This window comes from Alteromonas ponticola (assembly GCF_012911815.1).
Classification (GTDB): domain Bacteria; phylum Pseudomonadota; class Gammaproteobacteria; order Enterobacterales; family Alteromonadaceae; genus Alteromonas; species Alteromonas ponticola.
Genome location: NZ_JAATNW010000004.1, coordinates 183020 through 209340, shown reverse-complemented (window position 1 = coordinate 209340; position 26321 = coordinate 183020). Strand labels below are relative to the sequence as shown.

The 26321-nt window shown below is 47.7% G+C and carries 18 protein-coding genes and 1 tRNA gene; 10 read left to right on the top strand and 9 right to left on the bottom strand.

Annotation, left to right across the window (positions count from 1 at the left end; genetic code table 11):
• The first annotated feature begins 21 nt into the window (after positions 1 to 21).
• A complete protein-coding gene (locus HCJ96_RS08075) occupies positions 22 to 2184 on the top strand; it encodes an Ig-like domain-containing protein (RefSeq protein WP_169210538.1) in 2163 nt (720 codons plus the stop codon).
• A gap of 95 nt (positions 2185 to 2279) precedes the next feature.
• On the opposite strand, the gene HCJ96_RS08070 is transcribed toward HCJ96_RS08075, so the two are convergent.
• Both HCJ96_RS08070 and HCJ96_RS08065 read right to left on the bottom strand, forming a co-directional pair.
• Positions 2280 to 3149: a GAF domain-containing protein gene (locus tag HCJ96_RS08070; protein WP_169210537.1), complete on the bottom strand. Its 870-nt coding sequence runs from the start codon at positions 3147 to 3149 to the stop codon at positions 2280 to 2282.
• Positions 3150 to 3456: 307 nt separating this feature from the next.
• Positions 3457 to 6738: a WD40/YVTN/BNR-like repeat-containing protein gene (locus HCJ96_RS08065; protein WP_169210536.1), complete on the bottom strand. Its 3282-nt coding sequence runs from the start codon at positions 6736 to 6738 to the stop codon at positions 3457 to 3459.
• Positions 6739 to 6912: 174 nt separating this feature from the next.
• Here HCJ96_RS08065 and HCJ96_RS08060 point away from each other — a divergent pair, with 174 nt between their 5' ends.
• Both HCJ96_RS08060 and HCJ96_RS08055 read left to right on the top strand, forming a co-directional pair.
• A complete protein-coding gene (locus tag HCJ96_RS08060) occupies positions 6913 to 8802 on the top strand; it encodes a TonB-dependent receptor (RefSeq protein ID WP_169210535.1) in 1890 nt (629 codons plus the stop codon).
• 74 nt (positions 8803 to 8876) lie between these two features.
• Positions 8877 to 9401, top strand: a complete 525-nt coding sequence (locus HCJ96_RS08055; RefSeq protein WP_169210534.1) for a PepSY domain-containing protein — start codon at positions 8877 to 8879, stop codon at positions 9399 to 9401.
• Between the two features lie 347 nt (positions 9402 to 9748).
• Here HCJ96_RS08055 and HCJ96_RS08050 read toward each other — a convergent pair.
• The 3 genes from HCJ96_RS08050 to mutY form a co-directional block, all read right to left on the bottom strand.
• Positions 9749 to 9824, bottom strand: a tRNA-Phe gene (locus HCJ96_RS08050).
• 134 nt (positions 9825 to 9958) lie between these two features.
• A complete protein-coding gene (locus HCJ96_RS08045; protein WP_169210533.1) occupies positions 9959 to 10231 on the bottom strand; it encodes an oxidative damage protection protein in 273 nt (90 codons plus the stop codon).
• 23 nt (positions 10232 to 10254) lie between these two features.
• A complete protein-coding gene (gene mutY, locus HCJ96_RS08040; RefSeq protein ID WP_169210532.1) occupies positions 10255 to 11292 on the bottom strand; it encodes an A/G-specific adenine glycosylase in 1038 nt (345 codons plus the stop codon).
• Between the two features lie 81 nt (positions 11293 to 11373).
• On the opposite strand from mutY, the gene HCJ96_RS08035 reads away from it, so the two are divergent.
• The 6 genes from HCJ96_RS08035 (at position 11374) to arcA (ending at position 18157) form a co-directional block, all read left to right on the top strand.
• Positions 11374 to 12075, top strand: a complete 702-nt coding sequence (locus HCJ96_RS08035) for an alpha/beta fold hydrolase (RefSeq protein WP_169210531.1) — start codon at positions 11374 to 11376, stop codon at positions 12073 to 12075.
• A gap of 111 nt (positions 12076 to 12186) precedes the next feature.
• Positions 12187 to 12906 (top strand): tRNA (guanosine(46)-N7)-methyltransferase TrmB, encoded by a 720-nt coding sequence (trmB, locus tag HCJ96_RS08030; RefSeq protein ID WP_169210530.1) that lies wholly within the window; start codon positions 12187 to 12189, stop codon positions 12904 to 12906.
• Positions 12906 to 13994 carry a methyltransferase gene (locus HCJ96_RS08025; protein ID WP_211162744.1) on the top strand — a complete coding sequence of 363 codons (1089 nt, stop codon included), beginning with the start codon at positions 12906 to 12908 and terminating at the stop codon, positions 13992 to 13994. The genes trmB and HCJ96_RS08025 overlap by 1 nt, the downstream gene beginning before the upstream one ends.
• A 99-nt stretch (positions 13995 to 14093) precedes the next feature.
• A complete protein-coding gene (gene glgA / locus HCJ96_RS08020; RefSeq protein WP_169210529.1) occupies positions 14094 to 15572 on the top strand; it encodes a glycogen synthase GlgA in 1479 nt (492 codons plus the stop codon).
• A gap of 93 nt (positions 15573 to 15665) precedes the next feature.
• Positions 15666 to 17321, top strand: coding sequence for a sensor histidine kinase (locus HCJ96_RS08015; RefSeq protein WP_211162742.1), 1656 nt, complete (start codon positions 15666 to 15668; stop codon positions 17319 to 17321).
• Positions 17322 to 17449: 128 nt separating this feature from the next.
• Positions 17450 to 18157: a two-component system response regulator ArcA gene (gene arcA / locus HCJ96_RS08010; protein WP_169210528.1), complete on the top strand. Its 708-nt coding sequence runs from the start codon at positions 17450 to 17452 to the stop codon at positions 18155 to 18157.
• A 99-nt stretch (positions 18158 to 18256) separates the two neighbouring features.
• Here the strand turns inward: arcA and pmbA are convergent, their stop codons facing one another.
• Entirely contained in the window at positions 18257 to 19588 is a 1332-nt protein-coding gene (gene pmbA, locus HCJ96_RS08005) for a metalloprotease PmbA (protein ID WP_169210527.1), read from the bottom strand.
• Between the two features lie 68 nt (positions 19589 to 19656).
• Between pmbA and yjgA the strand changes: the two genes are divergently transcribed.
• Complete coding sequence (gene yjgA / locus HCJ96_RS08000) at positions 19657 to 20202, top strand: ribosome biogenesis factor YjgA (RefSeq protein ID WP_169210526.1); 546 nt, start codon at positions 19657 to 19659, stop codon at positions 20200 to 20202.
• A gap of 19 nt (positions 20203 to 20221) precedes the next feature.
• On the opposite strand, the gene tldD is transcribed toward yjgA, so the two are convergent.
• From tldD to HCJ96_RS07985, 3 genes are read right to left on the bottom strand one after another with little or no spacing between them, the layout of a single operon-like run.
• A complete protein-coding gene (gene tldD / locus HCJ96_RS07995) occupies positions 20222 to 21670 on the bottom strand; it encodes a metalloprotease TldD (RefSeq protein ID WP_169210525.1) in 1449 nt (482 codons plus the stop codon).
• On the bottom strand, positions 21667 to 22488 hold the full coding sequence (locus HCJ96_RS07990) for a carbon-nitrogen hydrolase family protein (RefSeq protein WP_169210524.1): 822 nt from the start codon (positions 22486 to 22488) through the stop codon (positions 21667 to 21669). The genes tldD and HCJ96_RS07990 overlap by 4 nt, the downstream gene beginning before the upstream one ends.
• Positions 22481 to 26314 carry a YhdP family protein gene (locus HCJ96_RS07985; protein ID WP_169210523.1) on the bottom strand — a complete coding sequence of 1278 codons (3834 nt, stop codon included), beginning with the start codon at positions 26312 to 26314 and terminating at the stop codon, positions 22481 to 22483. The genes HCJ96_RS07990 and HCJ96_RS07985 overlap by 8 nt, the downstream gene beginning before the upstream one ends.
• Positions 26315 to 26321 lie beyond the last annotated feature (7 nt).

The window sequence follows — 26321 nt, the reverse complement described above, 5'->3', positions numbered from 1 at the left end:
ATTTCAGGAAGTAGTAATAGCATGATGCTTAAGTCATTTTCTCTTTTTGTGCTGTGCTGGGCAATGGTTGGGTGCGGCGGTTCGGGTGAGGGTCCGTCAGCGACAAAAACAGCAAAGCAACCGGCTACCAAGGAGCCGGTGGCATTAAGTTTAAAACAGGTAGCCCCTGACAATAAAGCTTTTTTCGTCGCTACTGACACCAACATACGTATATCGTTCGACGCAGATGTAAACGCATCGACCATGGAAAAGGCTTTTTCAATTGAACCCGCTACCGATGGCGAGCTGACTTACCAGTCATCCAAAAATCAAATAACTTTTACTCCCAGTGCTCCTTTGAAGGCGGGCAAGAATTATTCTGTATCTATCGACACCAGTTTAGCAAGTGAAAGTGGTGGCAAACTTGTTGCGCCAGTTTCGTTCAGTTTCACCACTCAGGGCCAGCTTGACCCTGAAAGATCGACAGCCGGAGAGATCGGCATCGTCATCCTTGACCTGACCACACGTAATGGTGAATCAAACTCGGATTATAATTCTCTGGCACAGGCATTGAGTATTGCGGGGGTAACCTTCAGTACCGCGGTAGATATTGATGATATAGGTCAACCGAACGTTTTGTTCGTAACCTCATATTTGAACGAAAACACGCTTAGTGACAGAGAGCGTGATGAGCTGAACGCATTTGTGCAGGCCGGAGGGGTCCTGATTGCCCGAACCGTAAAGGATGAATCACTATTTCCACTTTTCGGTGTGAACGGCTACACAACCAGTTCTCAACATACCAGCATCAATTTTGACCGCGCAGACGATTTTGCTGTTTTCCAGTACATGGATTCTGAGATTGAGTATAGCTTGAGCGTAGGTAAACCCGGCCTTTCCCAAACAATTAATTCATTCGCCTACACCCTTGCCAGTGCTGATACGCTGGCGAAATATGACGATGGCAACCCCGCGTTTGTGCGCAATACCGTGGGAAACGGAACTGCATACCTGTTAGGGGTCGCGTTTAACGATCTGATTCAACGCAATTTTTATGATTTAGACTACTCTGCGCAACGTGGCGGTATAAATGAACTGGAGAATTCGACTGATACCTTCATTCTATTCTTACGCGCGATATTGCAGGAACACTTGCCCAGCCTTGTGTGGAAACACACCAGTCCCGGCAACTCAAAATCCACACTGATGGTTACTCACGACATCGACTCACAGACAGGCGCTGAATTAGCCGAACAATTCGCTGTTGTTGAGGAAGAAGCCGGCATTACCGCTACTTTCAATATTACAACACACTATATTGATGATGTTTCCGATGGTGACTATTACAGTATGAACATCGACACGTACCGCTCACTCCTCGTACGCGGACATGAAGTTGCCAGCCACAGTGTGGGGCACTTCAGAGACTTTGCTGACGACTCAATAATACCTAAGGGTTCTGCGGGTAATTCAGCGGCAACGTATTATCCCTATAATGACGGTGAAACCACCACTGGCGCTACGGTATTTGCAGAACTGGAGGTGTCGAAAGCATTGCTTGAAACAGATCTGAATACCACCGTTGATGTGTTCAGAGCAGGTCATTTAGCATGGAACAGGCATCAGGCGGAAGTGCTTGAAAGCCTGGGCTACAAGTATGATAGCTCATTCAATGGACAACACTCATTAACCAGCTTTCCTTTCCGCCTGCCCTACGATAAAAAGCTGTCTGCCGAGCTTTCATCAATTTATACATTTCCGATCACCATTTCAGACAGTATCAGTGGAGATAGCTTTAATCAGAACACTGTTGATCAATGGCTGGAGGTTTTCCATTTAAATTACGCTAATGCATCTCCTACTGTGTTGCTCATTCATCCCAACAGAAAAAGCAAATTAGAAGAGCTCAAGGCATTTGAACAGGCATTACCTGAAAATGTCGCCTTACCTGGCATGCGTGAGTTCGGTGATTTCTGGGCAGCAAGAGAATCGGTGAAAGTTCGCTACTCGCTTGGTGACAACATTCTGTTTATCATGCTTGATACGCCTGCAGCTAAACTGCCCGAAGGTTTCAGTCTGGTGATTGATAATGGGCACAGCCTGCACAACATCGTCGTCAACGATAATGCTGAAGCTGAGTTACTGTTTGACGCTGATTTATTATCCGAAAACAAACTGGTGATATTTAACTTTCGTGCGGATTAATGGCTCACAAATAACGGGCTCGGACATGAAAAACGAGCCTGCTGCGGTTCAGGGTCGAAAGCAGGTTTTCACGCAATCGCCAATATAGCCGTATGCTAATCTACCGTATGTCTGAATTCCTGCAGTTCTGCTTTCAATTCCTCACGAATAATCACTTCGTGCGAAATATCGTGAAACGTGCCATATAAGCGTACACATTCGTTAGCGACGAACTCTGCAATACCATTGGCTTTAACCCATATCGATTTATTGTTTCCGGTCAGCAGCTCCAATTCCAGCTGCCAGGGTTTTCCTGTAGTGATAGCATCCTCTATCGCTTTAGAAATGGCTTCGCGGCTGTATCCTTCTTTATAGAATTTGATCGCGGTTTCAAGATTAGGTTCATAGTCCATTGGCACTTGGTGAATAAGCTTGGTTTGATCGCTCCAGCTGAGCTTATTTGCGATTAAATCAACTTCCCAGGTACCAATCCGGGCAACACTTTCCAGCTGATTAAACATCTCAACCCGCTGTTCGTAACGGTCCAGAGTATGTTGATAGGCCAGCTCATTGCCATACCATTTGGCGAACATCTCCAGATAGCGCACATGTCGTTCTGAAAATTTACGCGAGCGTCTGGTTGATGCAAATGCAATCACCCCCAGGGTTTCCAATCGGTAAAATAGGGGCGTACCAATGAACAGGCATCGGCTCGCACCATCATCATGCTTTCCCGTTGTTGTTGCACCTTCAGCGATAACTTCCTTTCCGAACGCATTTAAAGGTACTCTAATGCTTTCAATTTTTTGGAAGGATAAGTGACTTTCCAGAAATAAAACCGACAGATCTCTGTTTCTGACATGGGCAATGAAGCCGACATCGACACTAAACACTTCCTGTCCCAGCTGTAACAGCGATGAGACCTTATTGTGAAAGGTCAGCTTCTGATCATAGATAATGTCATGAAAAGCAGTGATGTAATCCATTTAGTACTTTTTTATTTAGTGAAGTTAATTTCTGTGCCCCAGATTCCACACGTTCATACCTCTGCCAATCACCACTCTCTAGATAAGCCGACGTGGTTTAACTATATTTCGGTAAAACGTCAGTAAAAGTGTAGGCCAAAGCTAAATTCTTGCCACACTTTATGCTAATCCTCGTGGTTGTAACGCCTGCAAAAAGGCTCTGTCATCCGAAGAAAAACAGAGCCTTAATGTTGATGTCGTCCGGTTGGCCCTCAATTAACACTCGTTATGATAACTGAGGGTGGTGGAACAACTCGCTGATTATCAATTATTCAGAGATTAATTTTGCCCCCGCGGTCCATGGCCCACCGGCGTCTATAATAGCCTGTTGTAGCGCTGGGACCTGGGTATCTTGTAACGCCTTAATTTCTGCACTGACCTTATCCAGTTCCCCTAATGCGAAACCTAACTGCTCGCGATGTTGCTGGGTAGGCCCATAAGATGACCAAGCAGCGGATTTAGCATATTGCATCCGGCTGGCAATGTTCGCCGGCTTAATGCCCATTCTTTCGCGTGAGTCTAATCCATACATCGTTTGCTTGATGTCGTTTAGCGAGCTGGACAACTGCGCGAACCGGGTTTCGAACTCACTAATCTGTCCTGGCGTATTTTCGATAGCCGTGCGAATTAACGGCATGGTTGCCTGAAGGTTTTCAAACACAGCTTCGAGCGCAGAAAAACGTCTATCCGCAGCAACAATCCGTTTGCTAAATGCTGAGGTTACTTCGGCATCCGGACCTTCAAGAGCGGGTTCATAAATAGCTGTCAGCTCAAAATTAACGGGTTTGGCTAATTGGCTAACCTGGTCGCCAACACGTTGATACAGGGTTGCAGTATAGATTCCTGGTTGGGCCATTGGCCCGGTTGGGCCGCTGCGTTCCTCACCTTCTTCAGCAACACGCGCGGTTGCAATGGCTCGCTGAGAAGCGTAGGTCATATCCCAGGTTATCCGGTGCAGACCTTTTTTGGTATTGCCGTTAACCCGGTTAACCACATTGTTTTGTGCATCAGTGATTTCCACATAGACAGCGGGATTAGCCTGCTGATTTTCTGCTTCCACTTCTTGCCAGGCGGGGTATTTCGGGTATTTTTTATCCTTAACCATTTTCTTCTCAGCTTCCTGACGCTTCTCTTTATCCGTCAGCAGGCTGTCTTTAAGGTAATAGGTCAAGGTTGCACCATGGTCCGGGTTGTCCGCTACGTAGCGATCGTTGCCATCGGTTTCAGTATGATTCCCATCCAGACTGAACCATTTAACCGGACGGCTGGGGGCAAACAACAAGGCATTTTGCTCCAATGCACTTCGATCAAGTTCACGCAACGGTGCATAGTCGTCCAGAATATAGATACCACGGCCAAAGGTGCCTGCGACCAGATCGTTTTCACGACGCTGTATCTGCACATCGCGGGTTGAAATGGTAGGTATACCACCATTTAGTTCAACCCACTTATTACCGCCGTCAACGGTGAAGAAAACGCCGAACTCAGTGCCAAGAAACATCAGGTCTTTATTTTCATGATCCTGAACGATACGCCAGACCAGATGCTTTTCGGGGAGTGAATCAGCCAGAGACGTCCAGCTTTTTCCAAGGTTGGTAGATTTGATCAGGTAGGGTTTAAAATCACCGTTCTTGTGATTATCCAGTGCCACATAAACCGTGTTCTTGTCGAATAAATCAGCACGAATATCGTTTACATAAGCGGCCGCCGGAATACCTTTGATATCATCCAGCTCAATCTTTCTCCAGTTCTTACCACCGTCAGTGGTAACCTGAATAATGCCGTCATCCGTACCGGCCCAAAGGATGTTTTCATCCACCGGACTTTCGGCAAAGTTAGCGATGGTGTGAAACTCAGACATGGCGTAAAGATCCCAGCCTGCTTCAACCGACCAAGTGCGGCCCATAACCGGTTGATGCATGCGGTTGCCATTTTTAGTCAGATCACCAGACACCGGAGTCCAGCTGTCGCCGCGATTGTCAGAGCGCCATACCCGCTGAGAGGCAAAGTAAATACGCTTGGGGTCATGCGCCGAGACATTAATCGGTGCATCCCAGTTATAACGCTCAGCAGGCTCGCCTGGTCTTGGCTGTGGCCTGATGTACACATTTTCTTTGGTGTTCATATCACGGCGGGTCAGGTTACCCTGTTGCCATTGCGAATACATGATGTCCGGGTTGCCTGGTTCAATTGCAGGTTGATGACCATCACCACCCAGGGTCAAAAACCAGTCTTTGTTTTTGATGCCTTCAGCTCGGTCGGTACGTGATGGGCCGCCCTGAGTCGTGTTATCCTGGGTACCCCCGTAAACGGTGTAAAACGGTTTCGAGTCGTCTACTGCAATTTTGTAAAACTGCGTCAGCGGCAGGTTGGCCATATATCGCCAGGTTGCCATACGGTCATGTGACATGTAGATACCACCATCAGAGCCAATCAGCACGAAGTCAGGGTCGGTAGGATGAAATGCCATGGCATGGTCATCTACGTGCTTACGCTCGGTGCTGATTTTTTCCCACGTTTTTCCACCATCATCAGACACTTTGCTGTTATTACTGGCAATATACACGCGGTCGAATTGATGCTGATCAGCAAAGATTTCCTGATAATAGTGAGGGCCAGTTCCTGCGCCAACTTCATCAGACATGCGCTGCCAGCTGGCGCCGCGATTTTCTGAACGATAGAAGCCACCCTTACGGTTGTCCGTCTCGATGGTGGCGTAGATCACATCGGGTTTAACGGGCGAAATCGCCATACCGATTTTTCCCATATTGCCTTCAGGTAAACCCGTTTTGAGCTCTGTCCAGGTTTCGCCGCCATCGTCAGACGTGTGGATGCCAGAAGCCGGGCCTGTACCCACGTAAGTGGCTACGGTGCGTTGACGAGACCAGGTCGCCGCATACAATTTATCTGGGTTACGCGGGTCAATCAGTAGCGAGGTGACACCGGTCCACTCATCTGCGGGTTTAAGGACCAAATCCCAGCTTTTGCCGCCATCGACCGTTTTATATAAGCCCCGCTCTCCCCCTTTCGACCACAGCGCACCCTGCACTGATGCCCATACAATGTCAGAATTTTCGGGATGAATGATGATGTCAGAAATCCGTTCGGAATTTTTCAATCCCATGTTTTTCCAGGTTTTGCCGCCATCCAGTGATTTATAGATACCGTCACCGAAACTAATATGACGGCCACCATTGTTCTCGCCAGTGCCAACCCATATTATATTTGTATTGCTGGGGTCGATGGTGACATCACCGGTGGAATACACCGCTTGTTCATCAAAAATCGGGGTCCAGGTTGTTCCCGCGTTAACGGTTTTCCAAATACCGCCTGAGCCAACGGCAGTATACCAGGTCGATGGGTTGTTCTGATCCACTGCGATATCTGCAATGCGCCCAGACATATACGCTGGGCCGATACTGCGAAACTCCATCGCTTCAAAAGTTTTACTGCTAAACACAGCCTCATTTTCAGATTTATCAGCCGCAACGACCGAAGCGCTGGACACTAGCAAGGCTGCAGCGAGTGTAGCTTTGTTAAAAATTTTCATGTATTCCCCGGGGTGGTTATGATTATTTTTATGCGAACCCAAAAAGCTAGTTTGAAAAGAAACTGACATCAATCTGCATTCGCTGATTAGACAAAATTATACGTTGAACGTACACGCGAATAATTTCTCACTCATTAAAATACAATACAGAATTCATTTGATGTTATACCTGCTATGTTGCATGCCTCGAGTTCGCGTTTTTTCTTCCTTACCTGTGCAATAACATCATGCCCTGTTTTTGCAGATGTGTGGGAGAACGAAATTAGAATTGAAATAGTGGGTGAGGCGCCTGACTATGCATCCGCTATAGTGGGTATCGTGCCGTCAGAAAATATTATTGACCAGACACAGTTTAGTTCTGACAGTCTGGCATCGTTACTCAAGGATTCGCCCTCTCTGAATTTGAATGGCCAGGGCGGACTCTTTCAAACTATTAACATACGCGGTTTCGCGCGCTGGCGTATACAAATGCTCGTCGAAGGCGTGCCTATTTACACTGAACGCAGGGCAGGTACAGGAGTTGAATTTGTCTCTCCCTCAATGATTGAAAATGCTTACGTCATCCCGGGAGCAGCTTCTACTCAGCTGGGTTCGGGTGCGATAGGTGGAGGCATCGATTTTTCGCTGCAAACACCCTCACAAAACGCGCTATCACTGAGCTATGGACCCAACAACGACTACCGCGAAGCGCTGGTTAAAGGCAGCAGTGATGACCAGCAATTCAGCTGGATGGTTAATCATCGGCATGCCAATAATAGTCACGACGGTAACGGCAATTCAATTCTCGACCGCTTTGAAAAACACAGTGTGGTGTTGCGCAGTCAATCCGATGAAGGAGTGTTGCGTGATGGTCTGTTTTTATATTCAGACGCAAATAACGTGGCCAAAGCCAGTGCTGATTCGCCTTCTGAGCGTTTTACTCTTTACCCCACTAACCAACATTGGTTGGCGAAGGCGGTGTTCGATTGGCACAATGCAACCGTGTATGCCCATAAAAGTTCACTGACGACCCATATTGACCGACCTGAAAAACGTTTTAACAGTCTGGTCAGTGACGCTCTGACCGCAGGGTTTTATCTCAGTAATCAACAGCAATGGTCGGACTGGGATATCCACTGGCGCGCTGGATTAGATAGCCGCCTGGATGTATCGGTTGCGGAACAGGAGTTTGATTCCTTGGACCAGCCAGTTTTGCAGCAACAAAACGTCGATGCCCAACAATGGGAAGTGTATTCGGCGGTTGATGCCACCGTTAACGTATCAACCGGGCGCTGGGCGACAGGCGCACGACTCGCCCACATGACTCAGGACGATTTTATATCGGATATCACAAAGCGCGATATCAACATCAGTGCTTTTGCAGGCTATCAACATTATCTGCCTGCTCAATGGGTAGTATCTGGCTACCTTAGCCGCGGTTATCGGGTGCCCAGTCTCACCGAGCGCTTTTACTTTGGCTCTACACCCCGCGGCGAAATATTCGGTTCTACAGAGCTCGCCACCGAGCAAGCGCTCAATGCAGAAATTTCGCTGCAACGTTCGACTGATTCTTCGACATTTTATGTTTCGGTTTTTCACCAACGGATTAGTAATTACATCGAGAGAATTAACCTCTCTGATACACTGCAACAATATCAAAATATTGATAACGCCAGAATTAATGGGGTCAATTATCAGTATGCGTATAGATTTGGTATCTTTGGTCTTGAAGCTGAAACAAAACTTGGCGGACAATGGTTACAGGGCGAGCGCGACAATGACTTACCCATTGCAGATATTACGCCAGATCAACATCGTTTTTCCGTGACGCTTTTTACCGCCGATAGTCACGCATTTTTCGCATTCACCCACCGGGCCTCATCAAGTGAAGAAGTAACCGGTGAATTACCCACAAACCCAGTCAATCTACTCGAGGCAGGCTATAACCATGCATTCACTGATGAATGGACGCTGGCTCTGCATGCGCTTAATCTTACTGACGAGCAATACGTGACATCCCGCGATGATCTGGCTCCCTTTGCGCGGGGGCGAGAATTTGTAATCAGTACGCAATATAGCTTTTAAGATTACTGTTACCTTGTTATATATCATGCGTGTCTTCGCGTCACATTAACTCATCAGCAACAAGAGATAATCCTTTGCACCCAAGAATAAGACAATTCAGCCGAAAACTGCATTTGTGGTTTGCCCTGGCTATCGTGATCCCCTCACTTATTGTGATTGGCAGTGGCATTGTGCTGCAAATTAAAAAGCAATCTGACTGGATCCAGCCCCCCACACAGAAAGGCGCAGCCGACATCCCCACACTTTCCTTTGCCGAAGTGCTTGCAATCAGCAGTCAAATTCCCCAGCTCGAAGTGACCAGCTGGGAGCAGATTGAGCGTGTCGATGTGCAACCGGCAAAAGGCATGATGAAAGTTTTGGCAACCAATAACTGGGAAGCACAAATCGATGCAAAGACCGGCGATATATTGCAAGTGGCCTACCGTCGCTCAGATATTATCGAATCTATTCACGATGGTAGCTGGTTCGCAGATAGCGCCAAGTTATGGATTTTCCTACCCGCCGGTATCGCCCTTTTCATCATGTGGTGCAGCGGCTTAGTGCTGCTGGTTACTACGTTGAAGAGCAAATTCAAAAAGAAATCGCTGCGCTCAAAGTGAGTGTTCAAATCGTCCGGCTGTTGCTAGAAGAAAGGTGTCATCTTGACGACGAAGGCGAGTCATTCAGATTATAAATCGGCACCGTTCTGCGGAGCGTGTCGGTTTGCTGGATCAAAAAAGCCCCGCTAGTGCGAGGCTTCATTTCAAAACTTGGGCGAAACATCCCATCCATGGTGAAGAGCACCAGCCGCGACGTCCTGTCGCGTCGTTCCGGTAACTGCGTTATGCTATTGCGCAACGGTTCACCTACACCCCAGAGGCGGGATTGTAACGCGCCGTGCAACGGCACCGACACGTGTCGGTTTGCTGGATTAAAAAAAGCCCCGCTAGTGCGAGGCTTCTAAGAATGGTGCCCAGAGGCGGGATCGAACCACCGACACGCGGATTTTCAATCCGCTGCTCTACCGACTGAGCTATCTGGGCAAATCTGGTTGCGCTTTAGGCTTATGCCTGCTGCGTCGTGGGTGCGTATTAAACGGATTTCCGTGGCACAAGTCAACCGTTTTTCTACATATTTTCACTAAAGGCGAACTGATCGCTTATTTTTTGACTGATTGTTAGCTTTTAGGGGGGACGTAGCCTTCAATAGTCGGCTCTTTACCTTCAAACAAAAATGCTTCCATCTTTTCTTCTAAAAATTTGCGTGCCTGCGGATCCATCATATTAAGTTTATTTTCATTTATTAACATGGTTTGCTTTTTCTGCCAATCGGCCCAGGCCGGTTTGGAGATATTGTCGAAAATACGTTTGCCCAGCTCGCCTGGATATAGCTGAAAGTCCAGACCTTCGGCTTCTTTGTTGAAATGCTGACAAAAAACAGTTCTGCTCATTTTACGTGCCTTTGTTATCTGATTTATCGTAACGACCTAATTTCATTTACGATTTTTTGGGTCGGCGCAGCCAGCCCCACTTCAATGGGTTCTAGTATATCAAACCAGCGCGCATTGTCTTCAGCAATGCCCGGTTGCAAAAATTCATTCAGCTCTACCAGAACGGGGGTAATGTGTAGCTGAAAGTGGCTAAAAGTATGCACAAACGGAGTCAATGAGGTTGCTGAAAACTCATCCAGCTCATATCTTTTCACCACAGCGTCCAGCGATGCGGCTTCAATAAAGCCATACAATCCGCCCCATAACCCCATCGCTGGACGTTTAATCAGCAGTAGCTGATTGCGAACACTCACTGCCACCATAACTGTTTCACGCTGCGGTATCGCCTTTTTAGGCTTTTTGCCCGGATAAGCCGTTTGCGTGCCCTGCGCATAAGCCAGACATTCGTTCTGTAACGGGCAATGGTCACAGTCTGGCCTTGTACGTGTGCAAACCATGGCACCTAAATCCATCATAGCCTGAGTGTACTGAGCACACTGATGCGTTGGAGTGTGCTGCGCGGCCACCTGCCACAATGCCTGCTCTACTCTTTTGGTTCCGGGCCAGCCTTCAACAGCATAACAGCGGGCAAGCACCCGTTTAACATTACCATCTAGTATAGGATGCGCCTGCCCCCCAGCAATGGACAAAATAGCCCCTGCGGTGGAGCGGCCAATACCAGGTAAGGCGATGACCTTTTCGATTTCCTTAGGAAACTCTCCGTTATATTGATCAACTACGATCTTTGCGGCTTTGTGTAAATTGCGTGCCCGCGCGTAATAGCCCAATCCCGTCCAGTGGTGAAGCACATCATCCTGCTCAGCTTCGGCCAGACTACGTACATCAGGAAAGCTTTGCATAAAACGCTCAAAATACGGAATGACAGTAGCAACCTGAGTTTGTTGCAGCATTATTTCAGACACCCAGACCCGATAAGCGTTGATATTCTGCTGCCAGGGTAAGTGTTTTCGCCCATGCTGGTGAAACCAGTTAAGAACTTTTTGTGTGAACGTGTCTGACATAGCGTTAATGAGTGCAGCTACAACTAAATGGGGTGCGCATGATACCATGTTTGACGAATTTTTCAGGAGCACAAAAGACCTATGTCTGATCCCGTGTTGTTTTTGCCCGGCACGCTTTGTGATGAGCGCCTTTGGCTACCTGTGTGGCAGCACATGCCAGACATTAATCGCCGGTACGTGCCCTTGCAGTGGGCAAACTCGTTAACCGATATGCTGCAGCTAACCTCAGATCGGGTATTACCCGATGAGAAGGTGCACCTGATCGGTTTCTCGATGGGCGGCTATATTGCTGCCAAATGGGCGATACAGAACCCAGCGCAAGTCGCCTCGCTAACCCTGATAGGCTATAGCCTGAGCGGCTTGACTCAGGAAGAAGTTCAGCGTCGTGGCGATATGCTCAAGCACCTTAAGCACAATGCGTTTAAACCCAATTCTGCGTTTGTATCCCGCTTAGTCCACCCTGACAGAAGTGAGGATGATGCAGTGGTACAGCCCGTTCTTGCAATGGCAAATGATTTGGGGAAAGCAACCCTTATCGCGCATACAACGGCAACAACGCCGCGAGAAAATCTGCTCAACGGCATTGCACAGTTACGCGCAAAGTTAACCTTCGTCGGTGCCGACCAGGACAACATTGCGCCCATTAAACAACTGCAAACCGAGCAAGCGACTATTAATGGCAGTACTTTGCACACACTGGCAAACGCCGGGCATATGATGCCACTGGAATATCCACAGCATTTGGCGCAACTACTGCTGCAGTGTATCAGCTCAAACCCCTAATCGGCGGCTTTGATGCTATGATTGTTGCTATATTTGTCAGGTTGTTATTGCAAAGCGTGGTTAGGGCTGGATAATGCCGCAGCGAGATTGTAGAAGGTGGTGAATTGAACAATGAGGCAATTTAAGAATCAGGCCGAAGCTGAAGCAGCCGGCGTGTATGTCAGCAAAGTTAAAAGTTTTGTCAAGCGCGAAGGCAGATTAACCAATGCCCAGGCCCGCGCGATTGATGAGAACTGGGCAACTATGGGTATCAACTATCAACCTGAATTGCTCAATTTCGACCAGTTATTTCAGCAATCCGGGCCTGTGGTGTTGGAAATAGGTTTTGGCATGGGTAAATCGTTGGTGCAGATGGCCGCTGAATCACCTGAAACAAATTTTATAGGAATCGAGGTGCACCGCCCGGGGGTAGGCTCATGTCTGAACGATGCGGCCGAACTGGGCCTGACAAATTTGCGCGTGATGGAGCATGATGCGGTTGAGGTGTTTAAACAGATGCTGCCCGATGCCAGCCTGCAGCGTGTGCAATTGTATTTCCCCGACCCGTGGCATAAAAAGCGTCACCATAAGCGTCGGATCGTGCAACCCGAATTTGTTGCCATGATAAAACAAAAGCTCGCCATCGGTGGTGTATTTCATATGGCGACAGATTGGCAAAACTACGCCGAACATATGCTCAGTGTAATGCAACAGGCAGCAGGTTTTACCAATACTTCAGCATCAGATGACTATGTTGAACGCCCTGAATATCGCCCTATCACCAAATTCGAGGTGCGCGGTCAAAAGCTGGGGCACGGCGTTTGGGATTTGGTCTTTGAGAGAACAGAATAATGCTTAGCGCCCCCAGTCAACTGTTAGAAAGAAACATTGAACTGTTTAATGATGAGGGTTGGTTAATAATTAACCCTGCCGATGCGTATTTTACTGACCGTTTAACAGATCTATCGCTGGACGTTTTACACCAGTATTTTGATATCTATGCAGAAAGTGTTCGTGTCATTCCCTGCACTATTTTAGATAGCAGAGACATTCTTACTACGCAGACGGGTATTTTCAGCGATCAGAAAGTGGGTAAACATCAGCATTTTTTCGCTCCCTTCTTGAGCACTCCGCAACGTTATAGCAATATTGTTATCTACCTGCCCAAAGCTAAAGCGCATTATGCCATGCTGATCAAAATGGCGGCGTCTCTGGTTCAACAAGGAGGTAGTATCTATGTTGTTGGTGAAAACAAAGGCGGCATCAAAAGCGCCAGTAAACTTCTATCAAACCTAGGCCACGTTGACAAAGTGGACTCTGCCCGTCATTGCAGTCTGCTAAGGTGCGAAGTTGCCCAGCCGCAACCGGACTTTGATATCCAGCAATCACTCAGTTACTTCGATATCGCGGTAAATGGACAAGAAGCTACCATTGCCAGTCTTCCCGGGGTTTTCAGCCACGAAGAGCTGGACGAAGGCACACATTTACTGCTGGAGAAGCTTCCCTCCTCGTTGCGCGGCGGTATTCTCGATTTTGCTTGTGGCGCGGGGATAATTGGTTGTTTATTAAAGCGACAGTTTCCTCATTTAAATATTTCTTATCTTGATGTGAGCGCGCTGGCCTTGTACAGCACCGCGCATACACTTGCAGAAAGCGGCTTGACCGGTACCTTAATGGCGGCAAATGGACTGCACGGTGTCGACGAGCAATTTAATCATATCGTGACTAATCCGCCTTTCCACACAGGCATAAAAACCGATTACACCGTGACCAAACGGTTCATTGCTGATGCCGCGCGTCTTATTACCTCTGGTGGTAATCTGCATATGGTTGCAAACCGATTTCTGCCTTACCCTGGCTTATTAGCAGAAACGTTTGAACGTGTGCAGACACTCGCGCAAACCAATCGATTTTCCGTTTATCAGGCTATAAAGGTATAACCGCGATAAATTATCCGTAGCGGGATCTGCTGGCCTTGGATACACTGAGCGAAATGCTGGCGTGCACGCCGAATCAAATACACAGATTGAGGATTGTTCGTGAACATTGTATTTGCCATCTCTGAAGTGGAAGATCTGGTTAAAACGGGAGGCCTGGCCGATGTTGGTAAGGCACTTCCTATTGCCTTGAAAGAGGCCGGACATAACGTAATTATTGTCATGCCTTATTATCAGACCATAGCCACTCAATTTGAGATGGCACCAGAGAAACTCGTTTCCGCCTGCCCACAGCAAACCTTGTTTACTCAAAGCCAGGTTTATCATTTTGATGTTAAGCAGCTTCACTGGAACGATATCGACGTTTACTTTATCGATTATCCAGACTATTTTGCACGCGAAGGCCTCTACAGCAACGGTTATGACGTATATAGCGACAATGGAGAGCGTTTCAGTTTCTTTTCTGGGGCGGTATTAAATGCGTTACAGGCTATTGGATTTCAGCCTGATATAATCCATTGTCATGATTGGCACACAGCCATGCTACCGTTTTTACTCAAATACGAGCATAGTGGCTACTTTGCTGACACAGCAACGGTATTCACCATTCACAATGCCGCGTTTCAAGGGGTGCACCGACTGGAAAACATTCCCTTTTTACGCCACCACCCTGGCATTTTATCTCAGGTGCATGGGGGCTATATTAATATGCTCCAATCAGGGATTGAATTTGCGAATAAAATAACTACGGTCAGCCCAACCTATGCGCAGGAACTGTTAACTAATTTGGGTAGCCATGGTTTGCACGATCGCCTGGTGTCGCGGCAGGAAGATTTGGTTGGGATACTGAACGGGTGCGACTACACTCAATGGAACCCGCAACACGACCATTACCTGCCCGAGAACTATTCCGCCGATAGTCTGCATGCAAAGTCTGCCAGCAAACTGGCATTACAAAAGCTGGCAACGTTTCCTGAAAAGCAGAATATCCCTTTGTTTGGAATGGTGTGCCGCTTGACCGAACAAAAAGGATTCGGCTTCCTGTTGCCGATCCTCAATGAACTGATGCATCATCAAATTCAGATGGTGATCGTGGGTACCGGTGACCCGGAAGTGTGTATGGATTTAGGCGAATTTGCCCAGCAACACCCGGATAAGTTTGAATTTATTAATGGTTTCAGTACCAAGCATGCCCATTTAGTTGAAGCAGGCGCGGATTTTTTCCTGATGCCTTCGCAGTTTGAACCTTGCGGTTTGAATCAGATGTATAGCCTGGCCTACGGCACAGTGCCTATCGTCAGAGCAGTGGGCGGCTTAAAAGACACCGTTGTTGATGTCACCCAGAATAAGCAAACCGCAACCGGCTTTGTTTTTGACGAGCCCACCCCACAGGCGCTACTGGGATGTATTCGACGCGCATTACTGTATTTTTACGAACATCCTGATGAATTCAAAGAGATGCAGATAAGGGGCATGCACACACGCTTTACCTGGCAGGCTGCAGCCAAGCGTTATGCAGAGCTATATGAAATGGTGTCGAAAGTAGACAGCGACAAAAAAATCGATGGTGACAGCGAATAGTATATGCGTTTTGTCTTTTTTTACTTTTCCTCAGTATTAGGCCACTATAAGTGAAAATACTGCATTCAACGTGTTGATTAACGTAATAGATTAATGACCGATTCAAACGTTAAGTTTTCCATTCGCAGCTTGTTCCTTTGGGTTGTGATGCTCATCATCACCTTCACACTGGTTTTTTCCTCTAGCCTGTCGATGTATTCGCAAATTAAAAATTACCGTCAGGAATTGGCAAACCAGGTGATTATGCTGGCTGAACTTATCAGTCACAATGCCGGTTTTTATCTTAAAACAATGAAATCCGACGAAGCCAATATGCGGTTAAAAACGTTAGAGGCTGCAGAAATTATTCAGAATGTGGTGGTATACGAGGGCACGCCTTCACCCGATGGCAGCCAGCCCATACGTTTCGCCGAGTTTACGCCGTCAGGGAACGTTCCTATTATTCCTCCGCCTAGCATTTTCAATAATATCCGTCAGGCCCGATTTGACGAAGACTCAATTGACGTCACTCTGCCAATTCGCGAAAGTGGCGGAACCGTAGGCTACGTGTATGTGAAAGCGTCTGCGGCAAGTTTTAACGAAATGGTAGGAAATGCGATTTTCCTAAACCTTTCAGTGATGCTGGTGATGTTAGTGGTGGGTTTAATATTGACCCTGCGACTGCAGCGCTTTATTACTGAGCCAATTGAAAATTTAGCCGACTTTTTGCAATCGACCTCGCGCAAACGGGACTACTCCGCGCGTGCAGAGAACACTAGAATTAAAGAACTGAATATCCTTTCTAAAGCGGTCAATATCACTTTGGGGCGTATTCAGGAGACCATCCAAAAACAGGAAATAGCTGAAGAACAGCACCGCGAACTTAATACGCGTCTGGAAGAGATGGTTAATCAACGTACTTTGGCACTCAAAGATGCGAATCAGGAATTGATTCAGACATTGGAGAAGCTGCATCAATTTCAACGGCAAATTGTACAGAACGAAAAAATGGCCTCACTGGGAGATATGGTCGCAGGGGTTGCGCACGAGGTAAACACCCCAATCGGACTTGGCGTTACTGCGTCAACCATGATGCTAGATCGCATAGACACCATTCAAGAGCAGTTTGAAAACAAAACGCTTAAAGCCAGCACCATGGCTAAGTTTCTAAGTGAGAGTCAGGAAAACCTGAACATTATTTATCGCAACCTCAATCGCGCCGCAGAGCTAATCTCCAGTTTTAAACAGGTTGCCGTGGATCAAACCAGCGAAAACAGCCGCGCTGTTTGTATGTCCCAGCTGATCAATGAAATTTTACTCTCACTGCGTCCTCGCCTGAAAAAAGTGCATCATCAGATTGATGTCGACATTGATCCAACGCTTACGGTCAACACCAAGGCAGGACCCATCAATCAAATTATAATCAATTTGATCATGAACTCGATAATCCATGGATTTGAGGATATTGAGTCCGGCCAAATTGAGATTAGTGCGCAAATGATGTCAGCGAACAAGTTAAAGATGATTTACCGTGATAACGGTAAGGGTATTCCAGATGATATTCGCAAACGAATTTTTGACCCCTTCGTTACCACCAAGCGCGGACAAGGCGGTTCCGGGCTAGGAATGCATCTGGTTTATAATCTGGTTACCCAGGCATTGAACGGGACAATTTCGCTTTCCAGCGAGGAAGGACATGGCGTAGAATTTGTCATCGTATTTCCCGTTGCCGGTTCGAAGTCGCGGGAGACTCTGAATTTGCACCAATAACCCTTGTATTTTTACTACAGGCCCCAATTACTTTCTTTTAGTTGCCGAAGAGACTTGCAAACCAGCGCACGGCGATTAAAATTTGATCCATCACCGACTTAAATCATTGTAAAAGAGTGTGAAACAGCATGCAGACGCCGAATATATTAATTGTTGAAGACGAGGTGGTTACCCGTACCACTCTAAAAAGCCTGTTTGAGGCTGAAGGCTATAATGTTTTTGAAGCCGAAAACGGTGATCAGATGCATGACTTTTTCGAAAATAACACTATCAACCTGGTGATCATGGATATTAACCTCCCCGGCAAAAATGGCCTGATCCTGGCGCGTGAAGTTCGCGATCGAAAAAATGTTGGCCTGATATTTTTAACCGGTCGTGATAACGATGTCGACAGAATCTTAGGCTTAGAAATTGGCGCAGATGACTACCTCACCAAACCGTTCAATCCCCGTGAATTGACTATCCGCGCACGTAACCTGTTAGCCAGAACGACCAATTCAGCTGAAGATGACGATTTGCCCAGTCGCGTAAGTTTCAATGGCTGGACACTGGATGGCGACAGTCGCTCGCTAATTTCGCCTAATGGCAAAGAATTCAGATTACCGCGAAGTGAATTTCGTGCGCTGCATTTGTTCCTGAATAACCCAGGTAAAATTCTTACGCGCGAACAATTGATTATGGAAATGACTGGACGTGAGCTGCGTCCAAACGACCGCACTGTTGATGTTACCATTCGCCGTATCCGTAAACATTTTGAATCGGACCCGGGTGACCTGGAGCTGATTGTCACCATTCACGGTGAAGGTTATCGCTTTTGTGGTTCAGTAGACAGTTAAGCGCATCCTGCCATGTTGGTGGGGTGAAATACACTGCCAACATGGCCTTATCTAAGTCAGTAAAAAACGCTCTTAGGCAACGTCCCTCTCCGCCTTAACTTAATTCCCAGCTATACGCATATTGTCGATTAACACCGACCCGGTATGTACGCTTCCCCGCGCATCTTTGGTGGAGCCAATTGCCTTTATGTTCGCAAACATCTCCATCAAACTACCGGCAATGGTCACTTCGTGAACCGGATACTGGATCACACCGTTTTCGACCCAAAACCCGGCCGCACCTCTAGAGTAATCGCCGGTGACAATGTTTACCCCCTGCCCCATCAACTCAGTAACCAGAAGCCCAGTGCCCATCTCTTTCAACAACGCTTCGTCACTGTGCCCTGAGTCGCCGACAATCCAATTGTGAATGCCGCCGGCATGGCCATTGCTTTGAGTATTGAGTTTGCGTCCCGAATAGGTGGTATACAGATAGGTTGCCAATTTACCACTGTCAATAATGGTCATGTCGCGGGTAGCAACCCCTTCGTGGTCAAAACTGGAACTGGCTAACGCGGTTTTCAGGTGGGGTCTTTCTTCAATGGTCAGCCATTCAGGAAACAGTTGTTGCCCCAGTTTATCCAGTAAAAAGCTGGAGCGACGGAATAAGCTGCCACCACTGATCGCACTAACCAGATGGCCGAATAAACTGGACGCTAAGTCCCGATGCAGGATAACCGGCACATTCGCGGTGTTAATTTTTCGCGCACCCAGACGCTCTACTGTTGTTCTGGCCGCTTCTTCACCAACCTGCTGTGGGGAATACAAGCGCGTTGCCATGCGATCGACTGAGTAGGCATAATCCCGCTGCATTTCGTTATTGTCTGCGGCAATCATCATACAACTGATGCTGTAGCGACTACTTGGGTAGCCCGTATTGATACCATGGGTATTACCATAAACGCGCATGCCCATATTGGCATTGTATGAAGCACCATCTGAATTAACGATACGCTTGTCAAAATCCAGGGCGGCCGCTTCAGTCGCCAAAGCAATCTCGATAGCCTTTTCGGTATCCAGTTCCTGAGGATGATAGAGGTCAAGATCAGGAAAGTCTGTGGCTATCAGTTCTTTATCGGCCAGGCCTGCACAGGGGTCTTCGTTAGTATAACGGGCAATATCAACGGCTTTTTCAACCGTTAACGCCAACGCACTGCGGCTTAAATCAGCGGTGGAGGCGCTGCCCTTATGCTTACCCACATAAACAGTAATTCCCAGGCCACCATCATTGGTGAACTCCACATTTTCGACTTCCCGCAGGCGGGTCGACACGGCTATTCCCTCTACCTTCGACATACTGGCTTCGGCTTGTGTGGCTCCTTTTTGCTGAGCCATCTTCAATACATCAGCAACCACTTCCTGAATCTCAGCAATCTGCTGTTCTATTTGCATACTTTGTTTCGCTATCAAATGGTATGTGTCACAATATTGCTAAGAAGTGTAACACTTATGAGCGACAAATGAGTCACCAGAATGAATATTCTGACTGGGAAGATGAACCCTCTCAGTCACACGATGATGAGTTAGAACCGTTAAGCAAGTCTGAGCTTAAGCGGCAGTCGGCAGCGCTGCAAAAACTGGGCGAAGAAATGGTCAACCTGACTTCTGCGCAACTGGCAACGTTTCCATTGGACGACGAACTGGCGGCAGCTATAGCAACTGCGCAAAAAATTAATCGTAAAAAAGATGGCTATCGACGCCAACTTCAATTTATCGGTAAATTGTTAAGGCAACGGGAAACCGCTGATATTGAAAACGCGATGGCAATGTTAAACCAACAGCACGCCCAACAAAATGCGGCATTTCATGCGCTGGAAAAAACGCGGGATGACATTGCGAATAAAGGTGATTCAGCCATTCAGGAAATTCTGGATACACATCCTCAACTTGATCGTCAGAAGTTACGCCAGTTCCACCGTCAGATTAAAAAGGAACGGGAAACCTCAGCGCCTCCGAAGGCGTACCGTGAACTTTTTCAGTATCTAAAAAGCGAAATAAGCAAATAAATGGCGAACGGGGCAGCAGTTATGCTGTCCCGCCTACGGTAAGTTCATCAATTTTCAGTGTTGGCTGCCCCACGCCTACGGGTACGCTTTGACCATCTTTTCCACACACCCCTACACCTCGGTCCAGCGCAACGTCATTTCCTATCATCGAAATTTTTTGCATTACGTCCGGCCCATTACCAATTAAAGTTGCCCCTTTGATGGGTGCGGTAATTTTACCATTTTCAATCAGGTATGCTTCGGCGCTGGAGAAGACAAACTTCCCAGAAGTAATGTCGACCTGACCACCGGCAAAATTGGGTGCGTAAATCCCCCGTTCAATTGAAGCGATGATTTCTTCCTGGCTATATTGACCACCCAGCATATAGGTGTTGGTCATACGCGGCATAGGCAAATGCGCGAAAGACTCCCGTCTACCATTACCCGTAGGTTTAACCTTCATCAGGCGGGCATTTAATTTATCCTGCATATAGCCTTTCAGGATGCCATCTTCAATCAACACATTGTATTGGGTGGGTGTGCCTTCATCATCAACGGAAAGTGAACCACGACGGTCGGCCAGCGTGCCATCATCAACTACCGTCACGCCTTTTGCTGCAACCCGCTCACCAATACGACCGCTAAAGGTGGATGCACCTTTACGATTAAAATCACCTTCCAGCCCGTGACCTACGGCTTCATGCAATAATACGCCTGGCCATCCATTGCCTAATACGACAGGCATAGTGCCGGCGGGCGAAGCGACCGCCTGCATATTGATGCGTGCCATGTGCAACGCTTCTTCGGCCAGTTTCTCGTAGAGCGGCTGGCCATCATCATCGGCTTGAAAGAAAGCATAGGTATGTCTTCCTCCTGCTCCCGCACTACCGCGTTCACGACGATCATTTTTTTCTATCAGTACCGAACAGTTCAGCCGCACCAATGGCCGAATATCGGTTGCCAGCGTGCCATCCGTTGCCGCCACCAGCACTTCTTCATAAACCCCACTCAGACTGACCACAACCTGGCTGATGCCGGGTTCCTGTTTACGGATATAGTTGTCAACAGCCCGCAGTAGGGCAATCTTTTCAGCGTCTTCCATTCCTAGAATAGGATTGTCAGCCGCATACCGTGCGCTAAAGTCCGTTGATTTAAGGCCTGTCACCTTATGTTTGCCGCCATGCGCTGAAATGGTGCGCGCTGCGCCGCACGCTTTCATTAACGCTTCGCTGCTAATTTCGTCTGAATACGCAAAACCGGTCTTTTCACCACTGACAGCCCGTACGCCAACGCCTCTTTCCAGGCTATAGCTGCCGTCTTTGATAATGCCATCTTCAAGCACCCAGCTTTCATGTTGGCTGGATTGAAAATACAGATCGGCAAAGTCATTATCGTGTTGATAAATTTTTGCCAGGGCGTGCTCAAGGTCTTGCAAATCAAGCCCTGAGTCATCCAGTAGATGTTGTTTTACGTTATTTGCTAGCGTCATTCGACGATGTGGCTCCTAAATCGGTTATGTTGGGCCAGCGGCATGCGCTGTTTCAACGTGTCGCGTTCACGCAGATCGCATTCTGCAATGGCTAAACCCGGTTCGTCTGGCCGTTCAACCAGCAGGTCTCCCCAAGGAGAATATACCAGACTGTGACCATAGGTTTTACGATCGTTTGCGTGGGTACCGCACTGGTTGGCGCCAACCACGAAACACTGGCTTTCAATTGCCCTGGCACGTAATAACGTGTGCCAGTGCGCTTTGCCCGTCGCCCGGGTGAACGCCGCAGGCAAAACTAAAATATCGATATCGCCCATGGCAGAAAACAGGCCAGGAAAGCGCACATCATAACATACTGCCATGCCTATACGCCCAATTTCTGTGTCGACGGTGACGATTTGATTACCCGCTTCCGTATGTTTTGATTCTTCATAACTGCCGGTATTGTCGACCACGGCTACATCGAATAGATGTATTTTTTGATAATCGGCCAGTCTTTCACCGGTGGGTGAGTACAGTAAGGAAGTAGCGGCAAATTTATCGGGGTTAGCCGTTTTAATCGGAATTGTACCGCCCACCAGATAGCACTGGTATTTTCGCGCCAACTCAGCCATTCGCTGTTGTATAGGCCCTTCAGCAAAAGCTTCGGCCTGTTCTAACATTGCCTTGTCACTGGCACCAAAAAAAGCGAAGCATTCAGGCAACACCACCAGTGCGTTTTCTAAGCCAACGGAAGCCGAGAGTTCCTCCTCCAGCCACGCAAAATTCGCTTCAACATCCGGGCTAGACGTCATTTGCACTGCACAAAGATTAACCATTATTTACCTCCAGTTTGACCGGCTCCAAATCCTGCTTAATAGTGTCATTTTCACCAGTCGGTTCATTCATCGCTGGTAATGGCACATCTTTGCTGTCTCGGCCGACCTCTTCAAACACCGGGTTGCTGATGGTTCCCGTAACCCGATAATTAACATTAGATATCACTTTCGCTGATGTAAGCACCTGATCAAGTGCAAGCGCAGCAAGAGCGGTTGGCGGGGTGGCTAAAAAGTACACTAAGAACGGTAAGTTTCCGGTCACGTTGGGCGCGAACGAAACACGATAATTAAGCTGCTCCTGCACTAAGTCAGTGTAACCTTTAATCGTTATCTCGCCAGCACCGCCATCAACTTCCGTGTCCTGAGTAACTGCTTTCCCATCAGTAATTTGCATACTGCCTTGGATCTCATCATAAAAGAATCCTTTGGCAAATACATCTCTAAAATCCAGGCTTAGTTTTCTGATCAGAGAATTGAAACTAAACAAGGTGAACAGTCGTGAGCCTTTATCGCTTAATTCACTCAGGTAGCCATCAGATAGTTCCCATTGCAGCTCACCACCTAAACTGGCGACAGAAAAGTCCATTGGCGAGTCATTCCAGTTAAGTGCAAATGTCATCTCTGCCTCAGAATCCTTGATCCCGGTATCCAATCCGAAATTACTCAGCATCAGGCCGATTTCGTCGCTAATTACCTGGCCGCTAAGCTGAGTTTCACTGCGTTGCTGGCCATCAAACCAATTCCCTGTGGCGGCTATAGTGCCGTGCTCGCCTTGCGCCCGAAGAGTGCGTATAGACATGCCCTGGTCCGTTTTCACCATGTCCAGGGTAACCTCACCAAACTGTTTATCGGCGTAACTACACTGCTTACAGTAAAAATACAGTGGTGGTAAGGAAGCCGCTTGCCACTTTTTATCTGTCTCCGATTCAGGCAACGCCCATTCGTCAATTTGAATGTAATCAGCGTTTATATTAATGCCTTTTGTCAGCCATTCATCGTAGACGTTAATTTGAGTGCGAGCTTGATTAGAGCGCAGATCAATTGACCAATCATTGTTGTGTTGCTTGCTGACCGCGGTGACATTCGTCAGCGTAACACCGCCCAGGTTAACTTTTCTGGCGTCCAGGAAAATACGGTCAGGCAAAGTGAACAGCGGCGTAGTAGCCGTGCTGGGCGGACTGCTCATCGCAGTAATGAAGTCATACCACTCATCCACATTGACTTCATTCACATTAGCAAAGATACTCAACCCCATCCCCTGACTGACAAAGTCACTTTGGCCGACCGCTACATGAGCTCGGGTGAATTGCATCAATGGGTGACTCAGAACCCCATCGAACTGTAAATCATCTCCGGCCTTCGCCGAAACCAGCGAAGATTGCTGGTTACCTTCACTGATAATTTGCAGCGGCAGCGTAATATTTTGCTTCTTATTCAAAGGCACGGGTAACTGCGATGCAACTGCTAACAGATCAGCGTCCACTCTGGCTTTGTAGGTAAACCCGGCTTCGGGCAACCCAAGATCGACTATGGCTGTCACCGGTGCTGCCCCCTCAAAGTAGTTTACCAATGGCGACTCAACGGCCAAAAGCACTTCGCCAATGTTGACTTCACCCGTTGCCTGAATAGCCACCTGGTAAATGTCACTTTCGTTTTTGCCTTTAAAGTCAAAACTGAACGGTTGCGCAAAAAGAGAGGCGGTCAGATTAGTGGCTGTCACCACATCGTTTCTAAACGAAACTTCTCCGTTAGCATGTTCGAGCGTTAAGCCTAACGCATCGACTCTGAGCGTGTTGTCTGCTAACACCACCTTTCCTGCAGCAACCACTTCGCCGTTGTCACTCAACGGTATGGATAGATCGAGCGTTGCTTTTAGTAAGCCGTCCAGAATTAATTCATCGCTAAACAAAACGCCCAGCGATGCCTTAAGCTGACTGTCGCTCATCAGTGAAGCTAATGCGTCACCAGAGCCCTGCCCAGTCGTTTGAATGGTCAGCATCGGATTGCTGCTGAGCATGTCCGGAATGCTCGCCTGCATTGCACCGACGGAAACAGATTGTAAGGTTGCTGCCGGAGCTTGCATGCTGAGGCCGGCATTTTCAAACAACAGCGCGAGATTGAGATCAGTCAGCGCCGGCCAGCTATCAGAAAACAAAAAGTGACTATCTTCCAGCTCAACTGCCGCTTGAAAAATGCCACTGTTGTCCTGGTAAGGAAATTGGTTGAGACGGCCGTGCCAAATAACCTGCGCTGATTTAACTTCTCCCGGACCAACAAAAGCGTCGGTGAGATAACGCGCCGTTTGCTTGCCCATGGTCGTAGCCGGAAAATAGGACGCCACCCTATTTAATGGTACGCCACTTAAATTGGCCTGATAGGCTAAGTGTAGATTGTCCAGACGTAATTTAAACGACTGATCGATGGTCAATGGTTCGCTGACAACTGAAAGCCTGTCGCTAGCGACAAACCAGCTATTGTCCCGTTGGTAAAAATGCACCTTACCACGCAGCCGGTTTACAGGCAGATTGTGTGCAAAGTTGTCATCCGCAAATAAAGTGGCGTTGTCCATGCGTAACCCTACCACGCCATTATCACCATGCCAGTTGATATCAAGATCCAGTGAATCAACTCCAGGTAGCTGTCCTTGCTGGTTCCAGCCAACGCCTAATAGTTTGGCGGCAAGATAAGGTTTTCGATCCTTCCACTGAAACTGCAGGGTGGCAAGTTGCCCCTGAGGATTAAGATTTGAGTAATTGTCGTCTTCTGTATTACTCGTCAATAACGGCAACATATTCAGGAAGGGATTCACTGCCACTGGTTTAATCGTATTGATCACCACATCCCCGTCACGATAGTGTCCTACCAGATCGGTGACAATGCTCTCGTTATTAGCGTTGAAAATCAGACGATCGAGGCGAAAGTTCCAACCGGACTTATCCGGTAAGGCCTGAAAGCTTCCTCCCATAATGCCGGAATAAAAGGGCTGTGCGTTGTCTCCCTCCCACTCCAGTAAACTTTCGTGAAAATCAATGGCGATATGCTCAATCTTACTCTGCTGAATCTGAACCCAAGCCTCAAGATTGGCTTTGCTTTGTGTGAGCGGCCGAGTAGCGGCAAGACGGGGGGCAACCCACGGTGAAATATCCAGATCGACGCCTTTTGCGTAAAGCGTTCCAGACAATGCATCCTTACTTCCCTTTAAATCGATGAGAAAGGTAGCCGAATTTCGGGTCAATGCTGCCACACTTACCAGCCCTTCACCCCGATGCACACCGTCATTGTTTAGCCAGGATAAACGCTCGATATTAAATGTCTGAGACCTCTCATTACTGGCAAGCATAATGTGGCCGTCACGCAGAGAAAAACTTTTGAGCTGTTCCAGGAACAGGCTTTTCAATGCGCTGATGATAGGAAAATCTGAGTCTGATTGCTGCCCGCGGTCGGTATCGATAATTAGTTGTAGCCCGGATAAGTCGAATTGTTCTGAACTTATTTTGCCTGAAAACAGGGTCTGCCACAGATTTAGCTGAACGAAAACATTTTCGATGTTTAGGGCGACAGGCGAGGATTCGTTCTGTTGCAGGACCACATCAGTCAGAACAATACTCGGGCCATTACCTTCCCACACGGCATGAACGCTTTCGATGGATAAATCAACTCCGTATATTTTGCGGGCGTAATCCTCGAGGATGTATTTCTTGTGCTCAATGTGCGGCAGAGTGTAGCGCAATACACTTAAAATAACGGCCAATAAAATCAATAACACCGCTAATGATACCCAGAGCTTTCTGAGTACCAGCGTTGCCATTTGCGTAATTTTACTCACACAGGCA

Coding starts and splice junctions, on each gene's coding strand:
- HCJ96_RS08075 (WP_169210538.1), top strand. CDS start 22: ATGATGCTTAAGTCATTTTCTCTTTTTGTGCTGTGCTGGGCAATGGTT.
- HCJ96_RS08070 (WP_169210537.1), bottom strand. CDS start 3,149: ATGGATTACATCACTGCTTTTCATGACATTATCTATGATCAGAAGCTG.
- HCJ96_RS08065 (WP_169210536.1), bottom strand. CDS start 6,738: ATGAAAATTTTTAACAAAGCTACACTCGCTGCAGCCTTGCTAGTGTCC.
- HCJ96_RS08060 (WP_169210535.1), top strand. CDS start 6,913: ATGTTGCATGCCTCGAGTTCGCGTTTTTTCTTCCTTACCTGTGCAATA.
- HCJ96_RS08045 (WP_169210533.1), bottom strand. CDS start 10,231: ATGAGCAGAACTGTTTTTTGTCAGCATTTCAACAAAGAAGCCGAAGGT.
- mutY (WP_169210532.1), bottom strand. CDS start 11,292: ATGTCAGACACGTTCACACAAAAAGTTCTTAACTGGTTTCACCAGCAT.
- HCJ96_RS08035 (WP_169210531.1), top strand. CDS start 11,374: ATGTCTGATCCCGTGTTGTTTTTGCCCGGCACGCTTTGTGATGAGCGC.
- trmB (WP_169210530.1), top strand. CDS start 12,187: ATGAGGCAATTTAAGAATCAGGCCGAAGCTGAAGCAGCCGGCGTGTAT.
- HCJ96_RS08025 (WP_211162744.1), top strand. CDS start 12,906: ATGCTTAGCGCCCCCAGTCAACTGTTAGAAAGAAACATTGAACTGTTT.
- HCJ96_RS08015 (WP_211162742.1), top strand. CDS start 15,666: ATGACCGATTCAAACGTTAAGTTTTCCATTCGCAGCTTGTTCCTTTGG.
- arcA (WP_169210528.1), top strand. CDS start 17,450: ATGCAGACGCCGAATATATTAATTGTTGAAGACGAGGTGGTTACCCGT.
- pmbA (WP_169210527.1), bottom strand. CDS start 19,588: ATGCAAATAGAACAGCAGATTGCTGAGATTCAGGAAGTGGTTGCTGAT.
- yjgA (WP_169210526.1), top strand. CDS start 19,657: ATGAGTCACCAGAATGAATATTCTGACTGGGAAGATGAACCCTCTCAG.
- tldD (WP_169210525.1), bottom strand. CDS start 21,670: ATGACGCTAGCAAATAACGTAAAACAACATCTACTGGATGACTCAGGG.
- HCJ96_RS07990 (WP_169210524.1), bottom strand. CDS start 22,488: ATGGTTAATCTTTGTGCAGTGCAAATGACGTCTAGCCCGGATGTTGAA.